Raw genomic sequence first — 23655 nt, forward strand, 5'->3', positions numbered from 1 at the left:
TAAAGTCGATACCGTTACTCGCCGTAAGCCTCGGTGGGCAGGCAGCTGCAGAACAGGTTGCGGTCGCCGTAGACGTCGTCGATGCGGTTCACGGTAGGCCAGAACTTGGAGCGGCGCACCTCGACCGAGGGGAATACCGCCTGCTCGCGGCTGTAGGCACGGTGCCAGTCGGTGTCCATGACGTCGTCCTGGGTGTGCGGCGCATTGACCAGGGGATTGTCTTCCAGGGTCCACTGCCCGCTCTGCACCCGGCGCATCTCCTCGCGAATTTGCTTCATGGCGGTGATGAAACGGTCGATCTCCACCTTCGACTCGGACTCGGTCGGCTCGATCATCAGGGTGCCGGCCACCGGGAAGCTCATGGTGGGCGCATGGAAACCGTAGTCCATCAGACGCTTGGCCACGTCCATCTCGCTGATACCGCTCTCTTCCTTCAGCGGGCGCAGATCCACGATGCACTCGTGGGCCACCCGGTCGTTGCGGCCACTGTAGAGGATGGGGAAGTCCTCGGCCAGGCTCTTCATCAGGTAGTTGGCGTTGAGGATGGCCACCTGGGTGGAGCGCTTGAGGCCTTCGTCGCCCAGCATGGCGATATACATCCAGCTGATCGGCAGTATGCTGGCGGAGCCGAAGGGCGCCGCGGACACGGCGCCGTTGTTGCGACTTTCCTTGCCGGTCTTGACCACCGCATGGCCGGCCACAAAGGGAGCCAGGTGCGCCTTGACGCCGATGGGGCCCATGCCGGGACCGCCGCCGCCGTGGGGGATGGCAAAGGTCTTGTGCAGGTTGAGGTGCGACACATCGGAGCCGATAAAGCCGGGCGAGGTGATGCCGACCTGGGCGTTCATGTTGGCGCCGTCCATGTAGACCTGGCCGCCGTAGCTGTGCACGACGTCACAGATCTCACGGATGCTTTCCTCGTATACGCCGTGAGTAGAAGGATAGGTCGCCATGATGCAGGCCAGGTTTTCACCCGCCTCGGCGGCCTTGGCCTTGAGATCGGCCATGTCCACGTTGCCCTTCTTGTCGCAGGCCACCACTATCACTTTCATGTTGACCATCTGGGCCGATGCCGGGTTGGTGCCGTGGGCCGAGCTCGGGATAAGACAGATATCGCGGTGGCCTTCCCCCCGGGACTCGTGGTACTTCTTGATGGCCAGCAGGCCGGCGTATTCGCCCTGGGCGCCGGAGTTGGGCTGGATGCAGATGGCGTCGTAACCGGTGACCTTCACCAGCCAGTCTTCCAGCTCGCCAATCATCTGCTGGTAGCCTTCCGTCTGATCCAGGGGCGCGAAGGGGTGGATCTGGGCGAACTCGGGCCAGCTCACCGGCACCATTTCGGCGGTGGCGTTGAGCTTCATGGTGCAGGAGCCGAGTGAGATCATGCCGTAGTTGAGCGCCAGATCCTTCATTTCCAACTTGTGGATATAGCGCAGCATCTCGCTCTCGGAGTGATACTTATTGAACACCTCGTGAGTCAGGATGGGCTCGTCGCGCTGCAAGCTCTCGGGGATGGAGCCGGTGCCCTTGGCGGCAACGGCGTCCAGCACTTCCACCGCCAGGCCATGGTCCGTCCCCAGGAAGATGTCGAACAGCTCCGCCACATCGGCGCGGGTGGTGGTTTCGGACAGGGACACGCCCAGGGCGCCGTCCAGATCGGTGCGCAGGTTGACGCCGGCGGCCAGGGCCCGGGCGACGATGGCGTCCTTGTCGGTGGTGACGATGGTCAGGGTGTCGAACCAGCTGTCATGCTTCAATTGCACGCCCTTGGACTTGAGGCCCAGGGCCAGGATGTCGGTCAGGCGATGGGTGCGCTCGGCGATGCGCTTCAGGCCTTCGGGGCCATGGTAAACGGCGAAGAAGCTGGACATGTTGGCCAGCAGCACCTGGGCGGTACAGATGTTGGAGTTGGCCTTCTCCCGGCGGATGTGCTGCTCGCGGGTCTGCATCGCCATGCGCAGGGCCGGCTTGCCGCGGGTATCTTTCGATACGCCGATAATACGTCCCGGCAGGGAGCGCTTGTGCTCGTCACGGGTGGCGAAAAAGGCGGCGTGGGGACCGCCGTAGCCCATGGGCACGCCGAAGCGCTGGGCGTTGCCCAGCACCACGTCGGCGCCCAGCTGGCCCGGGGCCTTCAGCAGCACCAGCGACAGGATGTCGGCGGCGACACAGGCGATGCCCTTCTGGCTTTGCACCTTGGCGATCAAGGCCTGGATATCGCGGATCTGGCCGGTGGTGGACGGATACTGGAACAGGGCCCCGAACAGCTCGTGCTCCACCACCGCCTCGGCGGGAGCCACGACGATCTCGAAGCCGTAATGCTCGGCCCGCTCGCGCACCACGTCGATGGTCTGGGGATGAACGTCATCGGCGATAAAGAAGGTGTTGGCCTTCTTGTTCTTGCTCACCCGCTTGGCCAGAGCCATGGCCTCGGCGGCGGCGGTGGCTTCGTCCAGCAGGGAGGCGCTGGCCAGGGGCAGACCGGTGAGGTCTTGCGTCATTTGCTGGAAGTTGAGCAGCGCCTCCAGCCGGCCCTGGGCGATCTCCGGCTGGTAGGGGGTATAGGCGGTATACCAGCCCGGGTTTTCCAGCACGTTGCGCTGGATCACCAGGGGCACATGGGTGTTGTGATAACCCATGCCGATATAGCTTTTGAACACCTTGTTCTGTTGGGCCAGGGACTTCAGGTAGGCCAGGGCCTCCACCTCGGTACGGCTTTCACCGATACCCAGCGGCTGGTCGTTCAGTATGCTGGCGGGCACGGTCTGGCGGATCAGATCATCCAGGGATTCGGCGCCCACCACCGCCAGCATCTCGGCCACTTCCTGCTCGGAGGGCCCGACATGGCGGCCGATAAATGCGTTGTTCTGCTCAAGTTCTAACAAAGACTGGGTCATTTCTTTCACTTCCTTAATAGGCCGGCAGCAGACGGGCTTCCGGACCGGCAATGCGGCAGTTCAGAGGAGGACAAAGGGAACGGCTCCGCCGACCGTCACCTGCCAGGGATGGCTGGTGCGAGCGTACCAGGAGGTATTCACAGCGTGTCGGCGGAGCTGGCCCTTTGGCCGACCTGCAGCGAAAGTTCAGGCTTTGTCGATACAATAAGCCCCCAAAAAGGGGGCTTGGGATCACTCTTCCTCGATGCTGTTCTCGTACCCTTCGGCATCCAGCAGTTCGTCCAGATCGGACTCGTCGGCGAGCTTGATACGGAACAACCAGCCATCGCCGTAGGGGTCGGAGTTGACCAGCTCGGGGCTGTCTTCCAGATCCTCGTTCACGGCGATGATCTCACCGCTGACCGGGGCATAAATGTCGGAAGCGGCCTTGACGGACTCGGCCACGGCGCAGTCTTCGCCCACGTCCACGGTGCGGCCCACTTCGGGCAGCTCAACAAACACCATATCACCCAACAGATCCTGCGCATGCTCGGTAATACCGACCACGGCTTCACCGTTTCCTTCCAGCCGTACCCATTCGTGAGAGCGGGCATACTTCAATTCACTGGGGATATTGCTCATCAGTTGTTCCTCTTGATTCTTAAAACTCGGCGACCGCTTGGCCGAAACGTACGAAAGTCGGTTTCACCACGGACACCGGCATCCATTTTTTACGCAGTTCCACTTGTGCACTGGCACCTATGGAGCGCGGAACCCGCGCCAGGGCAATGCTGAAACCCAGTGTAGGCGAGAAGGTGCCGGAAGTGATAATGCCCTGTTGTTCATTACCTTGTTCATCGGTAAAACGTACCGGGGTGCCGGCGCGCAGCACGCCTTTTTCCTTCATCACCAGACCTACCAGCTTGGGCTGGTCGCCGGCCCTGCGCTGGGCCTCCAGCGCCTGGCGGCCGATAAAGTTGCGCTCGGCGGGCTCCCAGGCGATGGTCCAGGCCATGTTGGCGGCAAGCGGCGAAACCGACTCGTCCATGTCCTGGCCGTAGAGGTTCATGCCGGCTTCCAGGCGCAGGGTATCCCGGGCACCCAGACCGCAGGGGCGCACGCCGGCGTCCTTGAGCGCATTCCACAGGGCACCGGCCTGCTCGGCGGGCACCACAATTTCGTAGCCGTCTTCCCCGGTGTAGCCGGTGGTGGCAATAAAGAGGGGGCCAGCCTGTACCCCGAAGAAGGGCTTCATGCCGTCCACTGCCGCATTCTGTTCGGCATTGAACACGGTGGCCGCCTTGGCCTTGGCGTTAGGGCCCTGCACCGCGATCATCGCCAGTTCCGGTCGCTCGGTGAGGATCACGTCGAAGCCGGCTGCCTGCTCGGTCATCCAGGCCAGGTCTTTCTCGCGGGTGGCGGAGTTGACGATCATGCGATAGTCGTCTTCGGCGAAGTAATAGGTGATCAGATCATCGATGACGCCGCCCTGCTCGTTGAGCATGCCGCTGTAGACGGCCTTGCCGGGCTGGGTCAGGCGACCCACGTCGTTGGCCAGCAGTGTTTGCAGGAAGGCCTTGGCCTGACTGCCCTTGACGTCGACAATGGTCATGTGGGAGACGTCGAACATGCCGGCGTCCTGGCGCACCACATGGTGCTCTTCCAGCTGGGAGCCGTAGTTGATGGGCATTTCCCAACCGTGAAAATCCACCATCTTGGCACCGGATTCCAGGTGCTGGGGATGCAAAACTGTTTGCTGAGTCATGGCGCTTCCTTTTATTTCAGGCCTGGCCTGTAAGCGATAATCCGGTATTGCCCCCCGATTATACTCAAGCCGGCCCGGGATAAAACCGCACCACACTTAAAAAAAACTTATCGTTTAATTTTTGAGACTAAAATATGAACTGACAGGCGATAGCCGTTTTAACGAAAGAAAGCGTTTGAATCAGTTTAAAACTTCAAAAATTAACAAAATATCAATATTTAAATTACGACATTCCCTCTTAATAAGCATAAGCACAAATGGTTCGGCCATTGGACAAAAAAAACAAGACTTAATAAAACTAATCACGAAAATCAATCGGATTAGTTTTTCTCAAGGCTGGACAGCACCGGCTGCAAACCGCCGACCCCCAGCGCATGAGCCGCCAGCTTGCGTTTAAGGGGAATCAGCCTGTCGGTCAGACCCAGCCCCAGGCCGCGTATCCCCCTCACCAGCGGATGGGCGGTACCGAACAATCGCTTGAGGCCTTCCATCGCCGCCAGCAAAGTGGCCGCTTCCGCCTTACGCCAGCGCTCGAAGGATCTCAGCCCCTGCAACTGGCCGATGTCACGGCCCTGCCTGTGCAGGCGAACCAAGGTTTCGGCCAGGGCGGCGGCGTCCTGTAGCCCCAGGTTGACCCCCTGCCCCGCCAACGGGTGTATGGTGTGGGCGGCATCGCCGATCAGGGCCCAACGCGGGCCGCAGAACTGCTGGCTGAAGCGGGCCCGGAGCGGGATCGCCATGCGCGGCCCCAGCACTTCACACAACCCCAGTCGCAGATCGAAGGCCGAGGACAACTGCCTGTTGAATTCGTCCTCGGGCAAGGCCGACAGGGCCTCGGCCCGCTCCGGAGCAGAGGACCAGACGATGGAACACTGGTGCGGATCGGCCAGGGGCAGGAACGCCAGTATGTCGTTGCCACGGAAGATCTGCCGGGCCGTCTGGCCATGGGGCTCCCTGGTGGTCACAGTCGCCACCAGGGCACTGTGATCGTAATCCCACTCGGTCATGCCCGGCTGTAACTGCGCCCGCAACCAGGAGCGGGCGCCGTCGGCCCCGACCAACAGCCGGCCGGTGATCGGGGTGCCATCGTCGAGCAGCACGAAGGCCCCCTGCTCGCTCACCGAAACCGAACGGGCCCGGGCCGGCATGTGCAGGCTGATGTGGGGGCATTGCCGGACCCGGGCCAGCAGGGACTGCTGCAACAGCCGGTTTTCCACGATATGGCCCAGGTGGGGCTGATGCAGCAGGGCGCCGGAGAAACCGATGCGGGCGGCGCTGTCGGCTTCCCACACCTCCATCTCGACATAGGGCCCCAGCCGCTCGCTCCGGCCTGGCCAGGCCTGCAGCCGTTCGAGCAGAGTTTGCGAGGCCAGGTTGATGGCGCTGACCCTGTTGTCGGGAATAGCGAGCAGTTCGCCGTCATCCTCCTGCCCTTCGATCACTGCCACCTTGAACCCGCCGTGCTCCAGAGCCAGGGCCAGGGTCAGCCCGACCATGCCGCCACCGATCACGATGATGTCTGCCGCTTGCATTGCTTACCTCTTGCCCATGGCCCGCCAGGCCAGTTGATCCTTCCACGACTGACAGGCCGCCATGGCCATCAGTCCCAAGTTGCGTCCGGCCGCCAGGGCCGGGTTGTCATTGGAAAACAGCAACGCCAGTGCCGTGGTCAGGCCGACGACGGCGGCCTGATCCGGCTGCCGGGTCTTGCCGTAGGCAGACAGCACCGGATAGCTGCCGATATCCTGCTCTTCGGCCAGCGCCTGTCGCAGGGTCGCGACCAAGGCTGCCACGTCGCGCAGTCCCAGGTTGAAACCCTGGCCGGCAATGGGGTGCAGCAGGTGGGCCGCGTTGCCCACCAGCACCAGCCGGTGGTGCCAGGGTCGTTCTACCTCATCCAGCACCAACGGATAACAGTGGCGCACGCCGGTGCGCTGCAGGTGCCCCAGGCGGTAGCCGAATTCACGTTGCAACTGCCGCAGGAAATCCTCGTCGTCGAGTGCCATAATGGCCTCGGCCCGGGCCGTGGATGCACACCACACCAGCGAACAACGATCGGCACTCATCGGCAGCAATGCGATAGGCCCTTCCTTCGTGAACCGTTCGAAGGCCCGTCCCCGAGGGGGCTCGGCGGCCTGGATATTGGCGATCACCGCACTCTGGCCATAATCCAGTTGCCGGCTGGCCAGCCCCAGTTGCCGGCGCACCACCGAACGACTGCCATCGGCGGCAACCAACAGCGAACCGCTCAGTTCATTGCCACCGGCCAGGGTCAGCACTATGTGATCCTGATGCTGTCGGAAATCCCGGATCTGCTCGGGGCACAGCAACCGAATATTGTGGCACGCCGCCATCTGCCGGTATAACGCCTGCCCCACCGGATTCAGCTCCACCACGTAACCCAGGGCCGGTACCCGGTACTCGGAGGCGTTCATCTGCACTTGGCCGAAGTGGCCCTGGTCGGATACCTGAATATGGGTAATGGGGGTTGCCAGTGGTGCAAGCCGCTCCCAGAGCCCGAGCTGATCCAGCAGCTCCCGGCTGTGCCAGGCCAGAGCGATGCTGCGGGCATCGAACCCCGGGTGGGCCTCGAAATCAGGGGGGGCGGCCTCGATCACGGCGATATTGAGCGCCGAACCGTCGGTCCGGCGCAAGGCACTCAGGCCGAGGGCCAGGACGGCACCGGTCATGCCGGCACCGTTGATTACCACGTCAAAATGGGTCATAGCGCAGCTAGCAGTATCGTTATTAATGCAGAGTGGGGCGCCGGGCAACCGGCTGGCCTGTGCCGAATTCTTCGAAGGCCAGGGTAGCACCCAGTTTCAGGTGTTCGTACAACACCACAAAAGCGGCTTCACTTTCCTCATCTTCCTGCTCGAATTCGCCGGAGACCTGGGTGATGTTGCTGATATCCTGGATCATCTCCTGCAGTTCGGGCGAGGCCTTGTTCAATTCCTGCTGCACTACGCCGAACCCGGCCAGGAAAGCCCCGGCCCATTCCATCATCGCATCCAGACGATCATCCAGCGGGTCATCGTCATCGGGCATCAGCAACTCGAAGCGGCTCTGGCTGAGCAGTTCCTCATACACCCGGTAAAACAGCATATTCACCGCTTTTTTCACGTCGGCAGGTAGCCCGAAGCCGTCATTCAGCAGGTCGTTGAAGTGCTGTTGCCAACGGGCATCGTCCTTAGCCATGCCGCCACAGATCAAACCGCAGATAACGCCATGCACCTCGGCGGCGGTAGCCACCATGTTGTGTTGTTCCAGCAGGGTGGTGAAGGCATCATAGTTGAGACGGGCGTTGTCGTTCATCATTTACTCGATTGGCGAAAAGGTGGCTCATATTATCCCGGATCCTAGCACTGTGGCCCAGCTCAGGCCAGCAACCCCTTGAAACTTCTGGAGCGCCGCTATATAGTCGCCACAATTTTATTGCTTATTGCAAGCCACCTGAGGACCACATGACCACAGCGGCAATCGACATCGTTATTCTCGGGCGCCCTTACAAGGTGGCCTGTCCCGCAGGACAGGAAGCGGCATTGCAGCGGGCGGCCAGCATGCTCAACGAGCGGATCCGCAGTTTCAAGCAAGGCGGCAAGTCGGCGTCCAACGAGCAGATCGCCATCATGCTGGCGCTCAACGTCTGCCATGAGCTCGAGCTTGAAAAAGACAAGAATCATCAATATGCTGACGCCATGGATAAACGCATCAAGATGCTGCAGCATACCATCGAGGAAGCGCTGGCCAGCAAAGTAGGTTAGGCGTTACAATCAGTTTTCAGTTTTGTTTTCCCTGGGGTGTTCGTCAGTTGGGTGGCGTCCCTGAGCCGATATCAACAGCACAGGAAAGTCGTGTTATTTGCTATTGAGCATGCTCGGCCCGACCGAGACGCCTGCGGCAGGTACCGGGTTTCCGCCTTGAACCATAGGGTTCAAGGACTAACACCTGCAACGGCACCCTGGGGACCCTTCGTTTTCTTCTCCCTTTGACCCTGACCGGCCCGACGTCGTAACAACGGGTAGCGCCCCTTTTACGGCATGCGCAAGCGGCACCGGCAGCTATTGCCGGTCACCTTTATCCTCCTTACGGAACCCGGCCACAACGCAGATCCCACCGAGCAACACCAATAGCAGCAGGGCCCAGTATGGCAGATAGAAAGTGCCATATACCGACCAACCCAACCGCTCCAACAGTTGGGACATGGGGGTCGGCGCCCCGGCCAGGTGCCCGCCCAGGGTGCCGGTGAGGGTGAAGAGACCGCTGCCGGCCAGGGCCAGGATCAGCAGGACAGCGCCTCTTCCGCCGCTAAAGGCGCGCGCTCCGCCCCGCCATACCAGCAGGGTAATCACCGTCCACAAGGCGGTGGCCCAGAGCGCCATCAGCAGGTGGTTGCGCGTCAGAGGACTGCTCAGGTTTGCAGCCGTCGGCCATACCAGCAGCCCGGTCACTATCGCCGCCAGGGCCCCCAACCAGGCCAGTATCAGTACCGCCGGCAAGCCGGACCGGCTGATCTGCCCCCATGCCCCCCGGGTACATACCCCCACCAGCACCATCAGGGCAGCGAGGGCCCAGAGCGCCAGCGGAAAATGGACCAGCATATGATGCATGCCTGTCATGATGCTTCTCCCTTGACGAAATGCCGGTGCAGACCGAACCAGAGCCCCAGTATCAGTATCAGGCCGGCGGCCAGGGTCAGCCACCACTGGCGGATGATCTCGGCATTGAATTCCATCTCCACTCCGTAGATGGCCAGTTGCCGTTCGCTGTGCCGGGGCCGTACCGGCACTCCCGCCGCTATGTCGGGCGCCCCGGCGTGGGCCCGGCTGGTCAGCAGGGGCCAGCTCACCTGCCCCGGGTAGAAGAGGGTGATCTCGACCCAGCCTTCCTCCGTCCAGTCGGGCTGGTCACCATCGAAATAACGGGCGGACAGGTCGGCCTCCCGTCCCAATCCCAGAGTGTAAGGATGCGAAACATAGTGCCAGCGGCTGCCGGTGGCGTCCCGGTGTACCGCAAAGGCCAGATCATATCGCCCCTGGGGATGGAAGGCCTTGTCGTCCAGCGGGTTGCCGGTATCCAGCGCCCGTACCAGGGTGACATCCCACCAGCCCGACTGCCAGCGGCCCTGGCCCTGAACGGTAATGTCGCCCCGGGAACCCTGGCCTTCCCGCAGCAGGCGGCGAGGTATCACATCGTCCTGCCGCCACGGATGTTCGGGGTCGAACGGCTTGGCCAGGGCTTCGGACAGGTAGTAGATGCCGTCGAAATCGACCTCATCGGCCTGCACCTGCTGCCAGCGCAGGGCATCGATGCCCGCCTTCTCAACGTCGAACATGAACAAAGGCTGCTGCCGCTGCGGATCCCAGTTGTCGGTGAAGGGCCCCCGGCCGGCGTCGTTGATCCTATGTTCGGCCACCAGTTGGTCATCGGACATGCCGACCGCGTTGGAGCGACCGGCTCGCCAGTGCCAGAGATCGAGGAAATAGCCGCTGGCCCGCTGCTCTGCCAGCTCCTGCTCCGACTTCAGGCTACGCCAGTCAGCCATGTTGCTGCGGGTTGCCGGCAAGTGTTTCTGCACTTCGTTGGTCCCCAGCGTCCCGAGATGGGGATGGGCGGCCACCTCGTCCTTGTCGGCCTGGGTGGTGAAGAAGCGCATATTGGCCCCCACTGTGATATAGCCACCGTAGCGGCCGAATTCTGGCACCCGGCCGTCATCCACCAGCATGGTCACCCGATCTTCATAGGTGCCGTCGGGATCAGGACCGACCCGGGAAGCGCCATGACGTACCCAGAGCCCGTCCTGATAACGCAGCATATCGTGGTAGACATGGGGCTTGTCCGCCGGCCAGCGGTAGCGGAAAAAAATCCGCTCGTCGTTGTAGGCCACCTGAACCCGCAGCGGCATGGTCAAGGGGTCCGGTATCCAGATATGGCGCCCGGGATCCGATTTCACCACCCCACGGCCCTGGCTGAACCAGGCAATGGCCAGGCCCGTCAGAAAGCAGGCCACCACCACCGGCATGTGCTGTAGTCGCATCTTGAGTTCCTCTCTCCATGGTGTAACGAGTCGATTGCAATCCCTTAACATCACTTTGAGGGTAGTCGCCTTTGGCGACGACAGCGTTGCTCTGGATCATGCTGGTGAGCAAATGGGCAAAGGGCATTGCCGGCGCCGGCCACCCTGCTACAATCCCCACTGGTTTCCCTATACAACAGGCGCCATCGATGGCAGAGCAACCCAACAACCCCCTGCACGGCATTACTCTGGAGGCCTTGCTGACCGAACTGGTCGAACGTTACGGCTGGGAAGAACTGGCCCGGCGGGTCAATATCAACTGCTTCAAGCAGGATCCCAGCATCAAGTCCAGTCTCAAGTTTCTGCGCCGTACCCCCTGGGCCCGCACCGAGGTCGAGGCACTGTACCTGCGCCTGAAGAACAGCCCCTGGAACCGCTAACGGCCGTTTTGCATTGCCGGCGGAGAGTGCGATACCCTGCCGCCAGTCCCTTTTTTATCGGAATCCGTAATGAGTGACAGAAATCATATCAGGCAGCAGATACGCCAGGCGCGCCGCCGGCTGACCGAAGCCGAACAACGGGCGGCGGCCGAGTTGATCGTGGAGCGGGTCGCCAAGGCCGGGCACCTGGCCTCGGCCCGCAAGGTCGCGCTGTACCTGGCCAACGACGGCGAACTGGATCCCAAGCCGCTGATCGACTGGTACTGGTCCCAGGGCGCGCAAATTTACCTGCCGGTGCTGCACCACTTCAGCCCGGGCCACCTGCTGTTTCTGCGCTACGATCCGGACGCGGCACTCATCGCCAACCGCTTCGGCATTCCCGAACCCCGGCTGGATATCCGGCTGCTGCTGCCTAAATCCGAGCTGGATGTCGTCTATACCCCGCTGGTGGCCTTCGACGCCTCCGGCAACCGTATGGGCATGGGCGGCGGCTTTTACGACAGAACCCTGTCCGGCTGGCAGCAGGGGCGAGGTCCCCGCCCGGTGGGGCTGGCCCACGACTGTCAGCAACTGGCCGCCATTCCGACCGACAGCTGGGACGTGCCCCTGCCCGAGTTGATCACCCCCAACCGGCACTGGCGCTGGTAAAAGCCGCATGCAAGGCAGGCCGCCTTTGCTATAATGCGCGCCACTTTTGCAGGAGACAGCACAGCCATGACACAAGACGAAATGAAAAAGGCCGCCGGCTGGGCGGCGCTGGAGTATGTGACCCCGGGCACCCTGGTGGGCGTGGGCACCGGCTCCACCGTCAACCACTTTATCGATGCCCTGGGCTCGATCAAGGACCAGATCAGGGGGGCCGTGTCCAGCTCCGAGGCCTCCACCACCCGGCTGCAGCAGCTGGGCATCGAGATTTTCGATCTTAACGAGGTCAACGAGCTGGCGGTGTACGTGGACGGTGCCGATGAAATCGACGGTTCCATGGCCATGATCAAGGGCGGCGGCGCAGCCCTGACCCGGGAAAAAATCGTGGCTGCCGTGGCCGACAAGTTTGTGTGCATCGTCGATGGCACCAAGACGGTCGAAGTGCTGGGCGCCTTCCCGCTGCCGGTAGAAGTGATCCCCATGGCCAGGGAATACGTGGCCCGCGAGCTGGCCAAGCTCGGCGGCAAGCCCCTGTATCGGGAAGGAGTGGTCACCGACAACGGCAACCATATCCTGGACGTGCACGACCTCAAGATCACCGATCCCAAGGGCCTGGAAAGCCGCATCAACGCCATCGTCGGCGTGGTCACCAACGGCCTCTTCGCCGAGCGTGGCGCCGACGTGCTGCTGATCGGCACCCCCGAGGGCGTGGTGCGCAAGGGCGTCTAGGAACTTCTGGTGGTATCCTCTCGGGTCCCACCGTTCAGGTCAGCAGCGCCACCGCCTTGATCAGGGCATAACAGCCTTGCCCTTCCGCCAGCCGTAGCTGGCCGGCGGAATAGGCGGACACCTCGGCCAGCAGTCCCTGGCCGTCGGCCAAGTCCCCGCTCACCAGCACCCTGCCCTCTTTGACCGGATGCACCCTGCTGATCCGCATCGGCAACTGATTGAGGATGGAGACCCCTTCCAGCGGCGTCAGCGACAGGCTGACATCCGAGGCCAGTATCCGTAACCGGGCCCGACGCACGGGTCTGTGCAACGGCTTGACCAACCAGAGTCGCTGTTCGCCGAAGTCAAAGGGGGTTCTGCCATCATCCAGCCCCTGCCCTATCACTCCCTCCAGAATGCTGGCCGCGCCTTCTTCGACGAAGAGCGGAGAATCCGGCCGGGCCAGGGCATCGCGCAAACTCTCGATGCGATTGATCCGTCCTTGCTCCATAAAGATCACCCTGTCCGCCAGCCGCTCCACTTCCTCCGGCGCATGGGTTACGTAGAAGATGGGGACTTGGGCGCGGGAAGCCAGCCCCTCGAGGTAGGGCAGTATCTCCTGCTTGGCAACCCGATCCAGGGCCGACAAGGGTTCGTCCAGCAGCAAGATGCGGGGACTGCTGAGCAAGGCCCGTCCTATGGCCACCCGCTGGCGCTGTCCTCCCGACAGCTCATGGGCACGATGACGGAGCAGAGGAGCCAGCCCGAGCCAGTCGATCACCTCTTGTCGCTCCAGTTTGCGTTCGGCGGCAGGCAGGCGCTTCCACCCATAGTTCAGGTTGTCCTCCACGGACAGATGGGCGAACAGGCTCGGCTCCTGGAACACATAGCCAAAACGCCGCCGGTGCACCGGCGTGAAACGCTGTGGGCTCTGATAACACAACCCTCCCAGCACCAGCTCTCCCTCGCATCGTTCGAGGCCGGCGATCGCCCGCAGCAGGGTGGTCTTGCCACAGCCGGAAGGGCCGAACAAGGCGGTGATCCCCACCAGGGGCTGTTCGAAGCGGACATCGAAGGTGAAGCCGGTGCGGCGAACATGAAATGCGGCACGAATCATCACGGGTGCACCACCGCGAAACGCCGATTCAACAGGTAGACCAGCATCAGTATGCTGAACGACAACACCAGCAGCATGGCCGACAATAGATGCGCCTCGGCATACTGCAGGGTTTCCACATGGTCATAGATGGCGATGGAGATCACCTGGGTAATGCCGGGGATATTGCCGCCGATCATCAGCACCACGCCGAACTCCCCCAGGGTGTGGGCGAAACCGAGCACGATGGCGGTGAGAAAACCGCTACGTGCCAGGGGGACCGCCACGGTAAAGAAGCGATCCAGGGGGGATGCCCCGAGGGAAGCCGCCGCCTCCAGGGGACGCTGTCCGATGGCGGTAAACGCCCCCTGCAGGGGCTGCACCACAAACGGCAAGGAATAAAACACCGAACCGATCACCAGGCCGGTAAAGGTGAAGGCCAGGGTGCCGCCGCCCAAGGCCTGAGACAGGCTGCCGATGGGCCCATTCGGCCCCAATGCCAGCAACAGATAAAATCCCAGCACGGTGGGAGGCAGCACCAGCGGCAAGGCCACTATGGCTTCGATCACCGTCTTGAACCGGCTCCGACTTTGGCTCAGCCACCAGGCCAGAGGGGTGCCAATCACCAGTAGCACCAGCACAGTCACCGCGGCCAGACGCAGGGTCAGCCAGAGGGCGGCCATATCCTGAGGAGACAACATTCAAACTCCTCGGTGAGTCTGCCGGGCCAGGACCGAGGAGCTCTCCACCCCGTAGCCAAAAGATTCGATCAGCTCGGAGGCGGCAGGGCTGCGCACATAGTCGAGCAAGGCCCGGGCCGCCTCGGTGTCTTTCAGCAGTACCGCCTGCTGGACGATGGGGGCGTAGAGTTCATCGGGCACCTGCCACCAGGAGCCGTCGGCGAACTCCCCCTGCCGATAGATCTGGGCCTTGGCCACGAAACCGAGCTGGGCGTTGCGGCTATGGACATACTGATAGGTCTGACCGATATTTTCCCCACGAACCATCTTGCTCTGCAACCCCTGCCACAGCCCCAGGTGTTCCAGCACCTCCTGGGCAGCACGGCCATAGGGAGCGGCACCCGGGTTGGCGATGGACAAGAAACGGAATTGCTGCTCCTTCAACACCCGGAGATCTTCATCAATATAGTCGGGAGCGGGACTCCACAGGACCAGCTTGCCCAAGGCGTAGGTGAAGCGGCTGCCGGTCACCGCCTTGCCTTCCCGCTCCAACAGCTCCGGACGCTCTTCATCGGCGGAAAAAAAGACATCGAAGGGAGCGCCATTGCTGATCTGGGCGTATAGCTTACCGGTAGCGCCGGAGGACAACACCACCTTGTGCCCCGTCTGCTGCTCAAACCCTTGTGCCAGTTGCCCCATAACATCGATAAAGTTGGTGGCGACCGCCACCCTGACCTCGTCGGCACTCGGAGATGTGGAAAAAGCCAGCACCCCGAGCAGCAATGGAAAATGCAGAACCCGTTTCATCCGGAGACCCTTCCGCTGGTTGTATAAAAATATATATAGCGATAGCGACTCTAACGCTATATAAAAAAAAACACAACGCCATTTACTGTCTTGCTGGTCAGGATAATAATTTGTACCTTTCCCCCAGGCACGCCAAAATGCACCTATTTAGCCATGAGAGCCCCAATGGATCTGGAACTGTTACTGAGCCTGCACCGCGAGGGCCGTCTTTTCGTCAACCCCAGGCGTATCCGCCTGCTGGAGCAAATTCAGCAACAGGGCTCCATCAGCCAGGGTGCCAGGGCCGCTGGCATCAGCTATAAATCGGCCTGGGACGCGGTCAAGGAAATGAACGAGCTGGCCGGCCGTCCCCTGGTGGACAGCGGGGCAGGCGGCAAGGGCGGTGGCGGCGCCCGCCTCACCCCCTATGGCGAGCGGCTGTTGAAAATCTACGGCCTGCTGGCGCAGATAGAGCGGATGGCGGTGGACGCCCTGCAGGACGAGTCCGCCTCCCTCGACAGCCTGCTGGCGGTGGTGGCGCGCCTCGGCCTGCAGACCAGTGCCCGCAACCAGTTCTTCGCCAAGGTCGAAGGCCTGGATCCGAGCGATCTCAGCCGCAAGGTCAGCCTGCGGATGAGTGGCGGTACGCCGCTGTATGCGGACATCACCGAACGCAGCTGCCGGCGGCTGGGACTGACGCCAGGCAAGGAAGTACTGGCCTTGATCAAGGCGCCGTGGGTCGGCATCGAACAAGCTCCGGCCACCGACAGCGCCCTGAACCGCTTGCCCGGCACCATCATAGAGGTGATCACCGGCGAACAGTTCAACGAAGTCAGGCTACGGCTGGATCAGGGCGGCGATATCTACGCCCTGCGTCCGGTGCAGGAATCCCTGCCCGCCCCGAACAGCCGCGCCTTCGCCTGCTTTGCCCCCGAACAGGTAATCCTCGCCACTCTGGGGTGACGATAGCTTCAGAGCATTCTGCGGATCACATAGTGCAGTATGCCGCCGTGGCGGTAGTAGGTCAGCTCTTCCTGGGTGTCGATGCGACAGCGCACCTTCACCCTCTCCTGCTCGCCGCTGGCCCGACGGATGCCAACCTCCAGTTCCTGGCCCGGAGACAAGGCGTCCAGCCCACCAATGGAAATCACCTCCTCTCCCTTGAGCCCCAGGCTGGCGGCACTGTCGCCGCCGGTGAATTCCAGCGGCACCACGCCCATGCCGATCAGGTTGGAACGGTGGATACGCTCAAAGGACTCGGCAATCACCGCGCGCACCCCGAGCAAGCGGGTGCCCTTGGCCGCCCAATCGCGGCTGGAGCCAGAGCCGTACTCCTTGCCCGCCACCACCACCAGGGGCACCCCTTCCTCCTGATAGCGCATGGCCGTATCATAGATCGGAAGCTGCTCGCCGCTGGGATAATGGCGGCTTTCTCCCCCCTCCACATCGTCCAGCATCAGGTTACGGATACGGATATTGGCGAAGGTGCCGCGCATCATGACCTCGTGATTGCCGCGCCGGGAACCATAGGAGTTGAAGTCCCGCTCCGCCACTCCCAAGGATTGCAGATACTCCCCGGCCGGACTGGATGCCTTGATGTTGCCGGCCGGAGAGATATGGTCGGTGGTGACCGAGTCGCCCAGTATCGCCAACAGCCGGGCGTCTTCGATATCGCGCACCGGCTCGGGCTCCTTTTTCATGGTGTTGAAAAACGGCGGATGCTGAATATAGCTGGAATCCGGCTGCCAGTCGAAGGTGCTGCCACCGGCAACCTGAATCGACTGCCAGCGCTCGTCGCCCTCGAACACCTCGGCGTATTCCTTGCTGAACATCTCGCTTTTTACCTGCTCCACCGCCTCACTGATGGCCTGCTGGGAAGGCCAGATATCCTTGAGGTACACCGGTTTGCCGTCCTTGCCGGTACCGAGGGGATCCCGGATCAGGTCGACCTTCATGCTGCCGGCCAGGGCGTAGGCCACCACCAGGGGCGGCGAAGCCAGCCAGTTGGTCTTGACCAGGGGATGAATGCGCCCCTCGAAGTTGCGGTTGCCCGACAGCACGGAGGCAACGGTAATGTCGTCCTGCCGGATAGCCTGTTCGATCGGCTCGGGCAGGGGGCCCGAGTTGCCGATACAGGTAGTGCAGCCGTAACCCACCAGATAAAAGCCGAGCTGCTCCAAATAAGACATCAGGCCCGCTTGCTTAAGGTAGTCGGTCACCACCTTGGAGCCCGGCGCCAGCGAGCTTTTGACCCAGGGTGCGCGCACCAGGCCCTTTTCTACTGCCGCCTTGGCCAGCAGGCCGGCGGCCATCAGCACGCTGGGATTGGAGGTATTGGTGCAGGAGGTGATGGCAGCGATGACCACGGCGCCGTCCCGCAGCCAATGGCTCTTGCCATCCAGCGAGATGTGGGTTCCTGCCAGGGACTGCTCTGCCCCCACCGCCGTCTGCCCGCCCTCGTCTTCGAGCCGGCTTTGCTGGGACGCCTCCGCCCTGACCTGGTTGTTGAGGCCGAAGGCCTCGGGCACCCGCGACAGCGGCACCCTGTCCTGGGGCCGCTTGGGCCCGGCCAGACAGGCCTCCACCTGGCCCATGTCCAGGCTCAGGGTGTCGGTGAACACCGGCTCGTCGCCGGGGTCACGCCAAAGGCCCTGGGCCTTGCTGTAGGCCTCGACCAGTTCGATGTGTTCGTCGCTGCGGCCGGTCAGCCGCAGATAGCGCAGGGTTTCCTCATCCACCGGGAAGAAGCCGCAGGTGGCTCCGTATTCCGGCGCCATGTTGGCGATGGTGGCCCGGTCCGCCAGGGGCAGGGTCGCCAGGCCGTCGCCGTAGAATTCCACGAACTTGCCGACCACCCCCTTCTTGCGCAACATCTCGGTGACGGTGAGCACCAGATCGGTGGCGGTGATCCCCTCGCGCAGCCGGCCGCTCAGCCTGAAGCCCACCACCTCGGGGATCAGCATGGACACCGGCTGGCCCAGCATGGCCGCTTCCGCCTCTATGCCGCCCACGCCCCAGCCGAGCACGCCCAGGGCATTGATCATGGTGGTGTGGGAGTCGGTACCCACCAGGGTGTCGGGACAGGCGACGGTGTCACCGTCCCGAAGCGTTCGCCACACCGTCTGGCCCAGGTATTCCAGGTTGACCTGGTGACAGATACCGGTGCCGGGCGGCACCACCCGGAAATTATCGAAGGTTTGCTGGCCCCAGCGCAGGAAGGCGTAACGCTCGCCGTTACGAGCCATTTCCATGTCTACATTGGTGGCGAAGGCCTGGTCATCGGCAAAGGCGTCCACCATCACCGAATGGTCGATCACCAGATCCACCGCCGACAGGGGGTTGACCCGCTCGGCCTCGCCGCCGAGGCGCTTCACCGCCTCGCGCATGGCGGCCAGATCCACCACCGCCGGTACCCCGGTAAAATCCTGCATCAATACCCGTACCGGACGAAAGGCGATCTCCCGCGAGCTCGAACCGGCCTTGAGCCAGTCGGTCATGGCGGTGATATCATCCAGGGTGACGATGTCGTTGTCCAGGTGGCGCAGCAGGTTTTCGGTCAGCACCTTGAGGGATTTGGGCAGCCGGGCCAGGGCCTGCCCATCGGGCAATTTTTTCAGGCTGTAGTAAAGATAGGACTCTTGGTTCAGCGTCAGCGTATCGGTAAAGGGCACATTCGGGCTGGAAGACATGGCTCCTCCTTGCTTGTTGGGCATGGCAGGCGGCAAGCCGGACGACTTGCCGCTTGTCTCCGTTGAACAATTATTTAGGCACAGTCGGGACAACAAATAAAGCGACTGGTTAAAATCAGACCGGCCAGCTCTTTTTGTGCCGGATAAATAGGCAATACTGTTACTGAAACTGCAAAAACGAATATTTTTCGGTTCAGCCCCGTTTTTTCTTGTTGGCGCAACCCCATCGGATAGCGTAGATAGAGGGCCTGAACTTTCTCCCTGGTCGCAACGGATAGAGAGCCGTGCCAAACACATGAAAATTGCCATCCTTTCACGCAATGCATCCCTTTACTCCACCCGCCGCCTGCAGGAAGCGGCCGAGGCCCGGGGACATGAGGTCACCATTATCGATGCCCTCAAGTGCTACATGAACATCAATGACAACAAACCCTCCATCCATTACCGTGGGCGGGAGCTGGATCAGTTTGACGCGGTGATCCCGCGCATCGGTGCCACCATTACTTTTTATGGTACGGCGGTATTGCGTCAGTTCGAGATGATGGGCTGTTATTCACTCAATCATTCCGCCGCCATCAGCCGCTCGCGCGACAAGCTACGTTCACTGCAACTGCTGTCCGGCCAGGGCGTGGGCATGCCGATTACCGGCTTTGCCTGCAAACCCGATGACGTGCCCGACCTGATCGACATGGTCGGCGGGGCCCCCCTGGTGATCAAACTGCTCGAGGGTACCCAAGGCATTGGCGTGGTACTGGCAGAAACCCGCAAGGCCGCGGAGAGTGTGCTGGAAGCCTTTATGGGCCTCAAGGCCAATATCATGGTGCAGGAGTTTATCGAAGAAGCCAACGGTGCCGATATCCGCTGCTTCGTGCTGGGTGACAAGGTCATCGCGGCCATGAAACGCCAGGCCAAGGAAGGCGAGTTCCGTTCCAACCTGCACCGGGGCGGCGAAGCCCAGCTGATCCGCATCAGTCCGGAAGAACGCAAGACCGCCATCGCCTCCGCCAGGGCCATGGGCCTGAACGTCGCCGGGGTGGACCTACTGCGTTCCAAGCGAGGCCCCCTGGTGATGGAGGTCAACTCCTCACCCGGCCTGGAGGGCATAGAGCAGGCCACCGGCAAGGACGTAGCGGACTTGATGATCCAGTACATCGAAAAACACGCTCACAAGAAATCGAAGACCCGGGAGCGCGGTTGATGGTCGCGCCTTTTCATCTCGCCGGTACCCAAATTGCGCCCGGTAGCCGCCAGATACTGCAACTGGCCCTGGCCCAGCTCTACACCCAGTCACCGCTGACGGTGCCGCTGGAGGTGGTACACGGCCGACGGCCCGGCCCGGTGTTGCTAATCTGTGCCGCCATCCACGGCGATGAACTCAACGGGATCGAAATCGTCAATCAGGTATTGGCCAAGGTAAACCCGGCCCGGCTGAAGGGCACCCTGGTGGCGGTACCGGTAGTCAATGTGTTCGGCTTTATCCACAAATCCCGTTATCTGCCCGACCGACGGGACCTGAACCGCTGTTTTCCCGGCTCGGAAAAGGGCTCTCTGGGCTCGCGGGTGGCCCATTTTTTCGTGGATGAGATCGTCAATAAGTGCACCCATATCGTGGATCTGCACACCGGAGCCATCCACAGATCCAACCTGCCCCAGATCAGGGCCAAGCTCGACTGCGATATTACCCGGCAACTGGCCGATGCCTTCGGCGCGCCGGTGATCCTGGACGCCAGCATCCGCGATGGCTCGCTCAGGGCGGTGGCGGAGAGCCGTGGCATACCGGTGATCCTCTATGAAGCGGGGGAAGCACTGCGCTTCGAACCGCTGGCCATCAAGGCCGGCACCCGGGGTGTTCTGAACGTGATGCGCACCCTTGGCATGCTGAAACCGGTCACCGGCAAAGCCAAGGTTCAACCCATGATAGCCAAGTCCAGCACCTGGATTCGTGCCGAGCAAGACGGCCTGTTGCACCTCAAGGCCCGGCTGGGCGATCGGGTCAGCAAGGGGCAGTGCCTGGGCACCATTACCGCTCCGCTGGGGGCGGATACCTGCGCGGTCATCGCCCCCAAGAACGGCATCGTGATCGGTTGCCTGACCATGCCGCTGGTCAACGAGGGGGATGCTATTTGCCATATCGCCAGTTTTGATGCGGTGAAACAGGCAGAAATCAGCGTGGAACGCTTCGTGGACGAACTGGATATTTACCCGGAGACCTTATAGCAAAAAGGGGCTTTCGCCCCTTTACAACACCTTAGTGCAGGATCCGGGCACGAATGGTGCCATCGATGGCCTTCAGCTTGGCCAGGGCCTGCTCGCTCTGGGCGGTTTCCACGTCGATCACCACATAACCAATTTTAGGGGTAGTTTGCAGATACTGGGCCGCGATATTGATATCGTCGACGGCAAACGCCTGGGCAATCTGGCTCAGGATCCCGGGCTTGTTGTGGTGAATGTGCAACAGGCGGCTGGTACCGGAATGCTCGGGCAGGGACACTTCCGGGAAGTTGACCGCCGACAGGGTAGAGCCGTTATCGGAATATTTGACCAGCTTGCCGGCCACTTCGTAGCCGATGTTTTCCTGGGCTTCCTGGGTGGAACCGCCGATATGGGGAGTCAGGATGACGTTGTCGAACTCCCGCAACGGAGACATGAACTCTTCATCGTTGGACTTGGGCTCCACCGGGAACACATCGATGGCGGCTCCGGCAATATGCTTGCTCGCCAGGGCAGCGGCCAGGGCGTCGATATCGACCACGGTGCCGCGGGAAGCGTTGATCAGGATGGCACCCGGCTTCATCATCGCCAGCTCTTCGGCACCGAACATGTTCTTGGTCTGAACGGTTTCAGGTACATGCAGCGACACCACGTCGGACATGTTCAGCAGTTCTTCCAGGCTGGCAATCTGGGTGGCGTTGCCCAGGGACAACTTGTTCTCGATGTCGTAATAAAACACCTGCAAACCGATGCCTTCGGCAATAATGCCCAACTGGGTACCAATATGGCCGTAACCGATGATACCCAGCTTCTTGCCCCGTGCTTCGAAAGAATGAGTGGCGGTTTTCTGCCAGATGCCCCGGTGGGCCTGGGCATTGCGTTCGGGAATACCACGCAGCAGCAGCAGCAGCTCGCCCAGCACCAGTTCGGCCACGCTGCGGGTGTTGGAGAAAGGCGCGTTAAAGACCGGGATACCGCGGATTTCCGCCGCTGCCAAATCGACCTGGTTGGTCCCGATGCAGAAACAACCGATGGCCACCAGCTTGTCGGCGGCGTCCAGTACGGCTTCGGTCAGTTGGGTACGGGAACGAATACCGACGAAATGAACGTCTTTGATGCGTTCCTTAAGTTCATCTTCTGCCAGGGAGGTCTTAAGGTAGTCGATATTGCTGTACCCAGCATTTTTTAAAGAATCAACAGTACCCTGATGTACGCCTTCCAGTAATAATATTTTAATTTTTTCTTTATCTAAAGAATAGTTAGCCATTACCTGGTCCTTTATGACAGCTGCGTTATAGGACCATAAAGTATCAAAAACATCGGCTTTAGGGAATTTCTGTAATCAAGGTCACGTTTTTTTAAGTTATAAATTTTTTTTTAATCATTGACGGCTGCGTGGCCTCGGGTATCGACCGGCTCCGAACAATAAATCCGGGGAGGATTCCCCCTCCCCGGCACGGCTTACTTCAGGGTAAACACCACCTGCACCGAATCACTGAACTGGATTTCATTCTGCACATAGCTGGCGTCCAGACTTTCCGCCGAAGCCATCCTTGCCATCATGCCGAAGGGCCGCGGCAGTATGGGCCCCTGGGCCTGGTATTCTATGGCATAGACCTCTCCCAGGCTGCGGCCGAAGCCTTCGGCCAGTTCCTCGGCCAGACGCCTGGCATTGGCCACCGCCGCCAGCCGGGCCTCCCGACGCACCTCGTCGGCATCGCGCTTGTCGTAGCTGACCTGCTGGATGCTCTGGATGCCTTGCTCCAGTATCTTGTTAAGAGCCGGGCTCAACAACTCCAAATCGTACAGCCGCACCGTGATTTGCCGCTCGGCCAGGTAACCGTTCAGCTCGGGGCCGTCACCGTCTTTCGGGTAGCGATAGTCGGGGCGGGTAATGACATTGCCACTGTCGATATTTTCCTTGTTGATGCCCAGCGTAGCGAGGCTGCTGAACAGGGCGGCGACCTTGGTATCGACTTCTTCCTTCGCTTCCCGGCTTTCCGGCTTGAGCGCGGTAACCGACACCGACAGGGTCGCCATATCGGGCTCAACCCGGATCTCCGACTGTCCCTGGGTGACCAGGTGGGGGGCGTCGGGCACCCCGATGGCGAAGGTGGCGGAACTGAACAGCAGGGGCAGCAGCGACAGGCTGCCGAGAGGGGAAATACGCATGACAATGCCTCATGATGGAAGTGACCTGGGTCTGACCCGGATGGGACCAACCGGTTCAATCATGATGATGATACACCGCCAGCCAGTTGATCACATCGTCGATTATCTCGCTGTTCAGCCCGGCTGTGTCAGGGCCGGTCGCAGGCGGGATTTCCTCCAGCTCCACCACCTCATCCAGAATATCATCGATATCCGGCAGCACCAGCTCGTTGACGGTGTTGTCGGTCATCGCCAGCTCGGAGGGCGGCAACAGGGGTTCCTCCTGCAGTAAAATATCATGGGTTTCGTCTTCCATCGGCGACAGCAGACGATCCCCCCGTTCATCCAGCAGGATAACCTCATCGGCTCCCCCCGGGCCCAGCAAGGACCACTGTTGAGCCGAAAAATCGATGGAGAAGGCCGCCAGCGGCTCTCCTTCCCCATCGAACAGTTCAACCTGCTCCAGGGCGCTGCCCGGCAACGGCCATGGCATATTGATGCCGTCGTCCACCAGTATGTCCTGCCCGTTCCAGTGGTAACTGACGCCCTGGAGCAGAACCGTTGTCACCTTCGCCATGGTTACCTCTGCGAG

General features: G+C 61.4%; 23 protein-coding genes and 1 other RNA gene. 8 read left to right on the forward strand and 16 right to left on the reverse strand.

What is annotated here, in order from left to right; all coding sequences use genetic code 11:
- Positions 1-14 precede the first annotated feature (14 nt).
- From gcvP to ACEVBK_RS12930, 6 genes are all read right to left on the reverse strand, one after another.
- A complete protein-coding gene (gene gcvP / locus ACEVBK_RS12905; protein WP_375055348.1) occupies positions 15-2897 on the reverse strand; it encodes an aminomethyl-transferring glycine dehydrogenase in 2883 nt (960 codons plus the stop codon).
- Between the two features lie 231 nt (positions 2898-3128).
- Positions 3129-3518: a glycine cleavage system protein GcvH gene (gene gcvH, locus ACEVBK_RS12910; RefSeq protein ID WP_094037887.1), complete on the reverse strand. Its 390-nt coding sequence runs from the start codon at positions 3516-3518 to the stop codon at positions 3129-3131.
- 19 nt (positions 3519-3537) lie between these two features.
- Positions 3538-4641, reverse strand: a complete 1104-nt coding sequence (gene gcvT / locus ACEVBK_RS12915) for a glycine cleavage system aminomethyltransferase GcvT (protein ID WP_375055349.1) — start codon at positions 4639-4641, stop codon at positions 3538-3540.
- Between the two features lie 320 nt (positions 4642-4961).
- A complete protein-coding gene (locus tag ACEVBK_RS12920; RefSeq protein ID WP_375055350.1) occupies positions 4962-6173 on the reverse strand; it encodes an FAD-dependent monooxygenase in 1212 nt (403 codons plus the stop codon).
- Between the two features lie 3 nt (positions 6174-6176).
- On the reverse strand, positions 6177-7367 hold the full coding sequence (ubiH, locus tag ACEVBK_RS12925; RefSeq protein ID WP_375055351.1) for a 2-octaprenyl-6-methoxyphenyl hydroxylase: 1191 nt from the start codon (positions 7365-7367) through the stop codon (positions 6177-6179).
- Positions 7368-7389: 22 nt separating this feature from the next.
- On the reverse strand, positions 7390-7956 hold the full coding sequence (locus ACEVBK_RS12930) for a UPF0149 family protein (RefSeq protein WP_375058565.1): 567 nt from the start codon (positions 7954-7956) through the stop codon (positions 7390-7392).
- A 149-nt stretch (positions 7957-8105) separates the two neighbouring features.
- On the opposite strand from ACEVBK_RS12930, the gene ACEVBK_RS12935 reads away from it, so the two are divergent.
- Both ACEVBK_RS12935 and ssrS read left to right on the forward strand, forming a co-directional pair.
- Positions 8106-8405 (forward strand): cell division protein ZapA, encoded by a 300-nt coding sequence (locus tag ACEVBK_RS12935; protein WP_375055352.1) that lies wholly within the window; start codon positions 8106-8108, stop codon positions 8403-8405.
- Positions 8406-8430: 25 nt separating this feature from the next.
- Positions 8431-8613: non-coding RNA, 6S RNA (gene ssrS, locus ACEVBK_RS12940), on the forward strand.
- 89 nt (positions 8614-8702) lie between these two features.
- Here ssrS and ACEVBK_RS12945 read toward each other — a convergent pair.
- Positions 8703-9260 carry a DUF2231 domain-containing protein gene (locus ACEVBK_RS12945; protein WP_375055353.1) on the reverse strand — a complete coding sequence of 186 codons (558 nt, stop codon included), beginning with the start codon at positions 9258-9260 and terminating at the stop codon, positions 8703-8705.
- The gene (locus tag ACEVBK_RS12950; RefSeq protein WP_375055354.1) at positions 9257-10678 is read right to left on the reverse strand and encodes an ethylbenzene dehydrogenase-related protein; all 1422 of its coding nucleotides are present in this window, start codon (positions 10676-10678) and stop codon (positions 9257-9259) included. Before ACEVBK_RS12950 ends, ACEVBK_RS12945 begins: the two co-directional genes overlap by 4 nt.
- Positions 10679-10866: 188 nt before the next feature.
- Between ACEVBK_RS12950 and ACEVBK_RS12955 the strand changes: the two genes are divergently transcribed.
- From ACEVBK_RS12955 to rpiA, 3 genes are all read left to right on the forward strand, one after another.
- Positions 10867-11097, forward strand: coding sequence for a VF530 family DNA-binding protein (locus ACEVBK_RS12955; protein ID WP_375055355.1), 231 nt, complete (start codon positions 10867-10869; stop codon positions 11095-11097).
- A 69-nt stretch (positions 11098-11166) separates the two neighbouring features.
- Positions 11167-11745 carry a 5-formyltetrahydrofolate cyclo-ligase gene (locus ACEVBK_RS12960; protein WP_375055356.1) on the forward strand — a complete coding sequence of 193 codons (579 nt, stop codon included), beginning with the start codon at positions 11167-11169 and terminating at the stop codon, positions 11743-11745.
- Positions 11746-11811: 66 nt separating this feature from the next.
- Positions 11812-12471: a ribose-5-phosphate isomerase RpiA gene (gene rpiA / locus ACEVBK_RS12965; RefSeq protein ID WP_375055357.1), complete on the forward strand. Its 660-nt coding sequence runs from the start codon at positions 11812-11814 to the stop codon at positions 12469-12471.
- Positions 12472-12505: 34 nt separating this feature from the next.
- On the opposite strand, the gene modC is transcribed toward rpiA, so the two are convergent.
- The 3 genes from modC to modA are packed head-to-tail and all read right to left on the reverse strand — an operon-like array spanning position 12506 to position 15033.
- Positions 12506-13567: a molybdenum ABC transporter ATP-binding protein gene (modC, locus tag ACEVBK_RS12970; protein ID WP_375058566.1), complete on the reverse strand. Its 1062-nt coding sequence runs from the start codon at positions 13565-13567 to the stop codon at positions 12506-12508.
- Positions 13567-14244, reverse strand: coding sequence for a molybdate ABC transporter permease subunit (gene modB / locus ACEVBK_RS12975; RefSeq protein ID WP_375058567.1), 678 nt, complete (start codon positions 14242-14244; stop codon positions 13567-13569). The genes modC and modB overlap by 1 nt, the downstream gene beginning before the upstream one ends.
- 3 nt (positions 14245-14247) lie before the next feature.
- A complete protein-coding gene (gene modA / locus ACEVBK_RS12980; protein ID WP_375055358.1) occupies positions 14248-15033 on the reverse strand; it encodes a molybdate ABC transporter substrate-binding protein in 786 nt (261 codons plus the stop codon).
- Positions 15034-15198: 165 nt separating this feature from the next.
- Here modA and ACEVBK_RS12985 point away from each other — a divergent pair, with 165 nt between their 5' ends.
- Positions 15199-15975 (forward strand): TOBE domain-containing protein, encoded by a 777-nt coding sequence (locus ACEVBK_RS12985; protein WP_375055359.1) that lies wholly within the window; start codon positions 15199-15201, stop codon positions 15973-15975.
- Positions 15976-15983: 8 nt separating this feature from the next.
- On the opposite strand, the gene acnA is transcribed toward ACEVBK_RS12985, so the two are convergent.
- Positions 15984-18701, reverse strand: a complete 2718-nt coding sequence (gene acnA, locus ACEVBK_RS12990; protein ID WP_375055360.1) for an aconitate hydratase AcnA — start codon at positions 18699-18701, stop codon at positions 15984-15986.
- 74 nt (positions 18702-18775) lie between these two features.
- Complete coding sequence (locus tag ACEVBK_RS12995) at positions 18776-19018, reverse strand: hypothetical protein (RefSeq protein WP_375055361.1); 243 nt, start codon at positions 19016-19018, stop codon at positions 18776-18778.
- On the opposite strand from ACEVBK_RS12995, the gene rimK reads away from it, so the two are divergent.
- On the forward strand, positions 18997-19899 hold the full coding sequence (gene rimK / locus ACEVBK_RS13000) for a 30S ribosomal protein S6--L-glutamate ligase (RefSeq protein ID WP_375055362.1): 903 nt from the start codon (positions 18997-18999) through the stop codon (positions 19897-19899). The genes ACEVBK_RS12995 and rimK overlap by 22 nt on opposite strands.
- Entirely contained in the window at positions 19899-20918 is a 1020-nt protein-coding gene (locus ACEVBK_RS13005; RefSeq protein WP_375055363.1) for a succinylglutamate desuccinylase/aspartoacylase family protein, read from the forward strand. The genes rimK and ACEVBK_RS13005 overlap by 1 nt, the downstream gene beginning before the upstream one ends.
- A gap of 31 nt (positions 20919-20949) precedes the next feature.
- On the opposite strand, the gene serA is transcribed toward ACEVBK_RS13005, so the two are convergent.
- The 3 genes from serA to ACEVBK_RS13020 form a co-directional block, all read right to left on the reverse strand.
- Positions 20950-22179 (reverse strand): phosphoglycerate dehydrogenase, encoded by a 1230-nt coding sequence (gene serA / locus ACEVBK_RS13010; RefSeq protein ID WP_375055364.1) that lies wholly within the window; start codon positions 22177-22179, stop codon positions 20950-20952.
- Between the two features lie 194 nt (positions 22180-22373).
- Positions 22374-23084 carry an SIMPL domain-containing protein gene (locus tag ACEVBK_RS13015; RefSeq protein WP_375055365.1) on the reverse strand — a complete coding sequence of 237 codons (711 nt, stop codon included), beginning with the start codon at positions 23082-23084 and terminating at the stop codon, positions 22374-22376.
- Between the two features lie 55 nt (positions 23085-23139).
- Positions 23140-23640 (reverse strand): hypothetical protein, encoded by a 501-nt coding sequence (locus tag ACEVBK_RS13020; protein ID WP_375055366.1) that lies wholly within the window; start codon positions 23638-23640, stop codon positions 23140-23142.
- Positions 23641-23655: the final 15 nt, after the last annotated feature.

It is taken from the genome of Zobellella sp. DQSA1, assembly GCF_041950555.1.
Lineage (GTDB): Bacteria > Pseudomonadota > Gammaproteobacteria > Enterobacterales > Aeromonadaceae > Oceanimonas.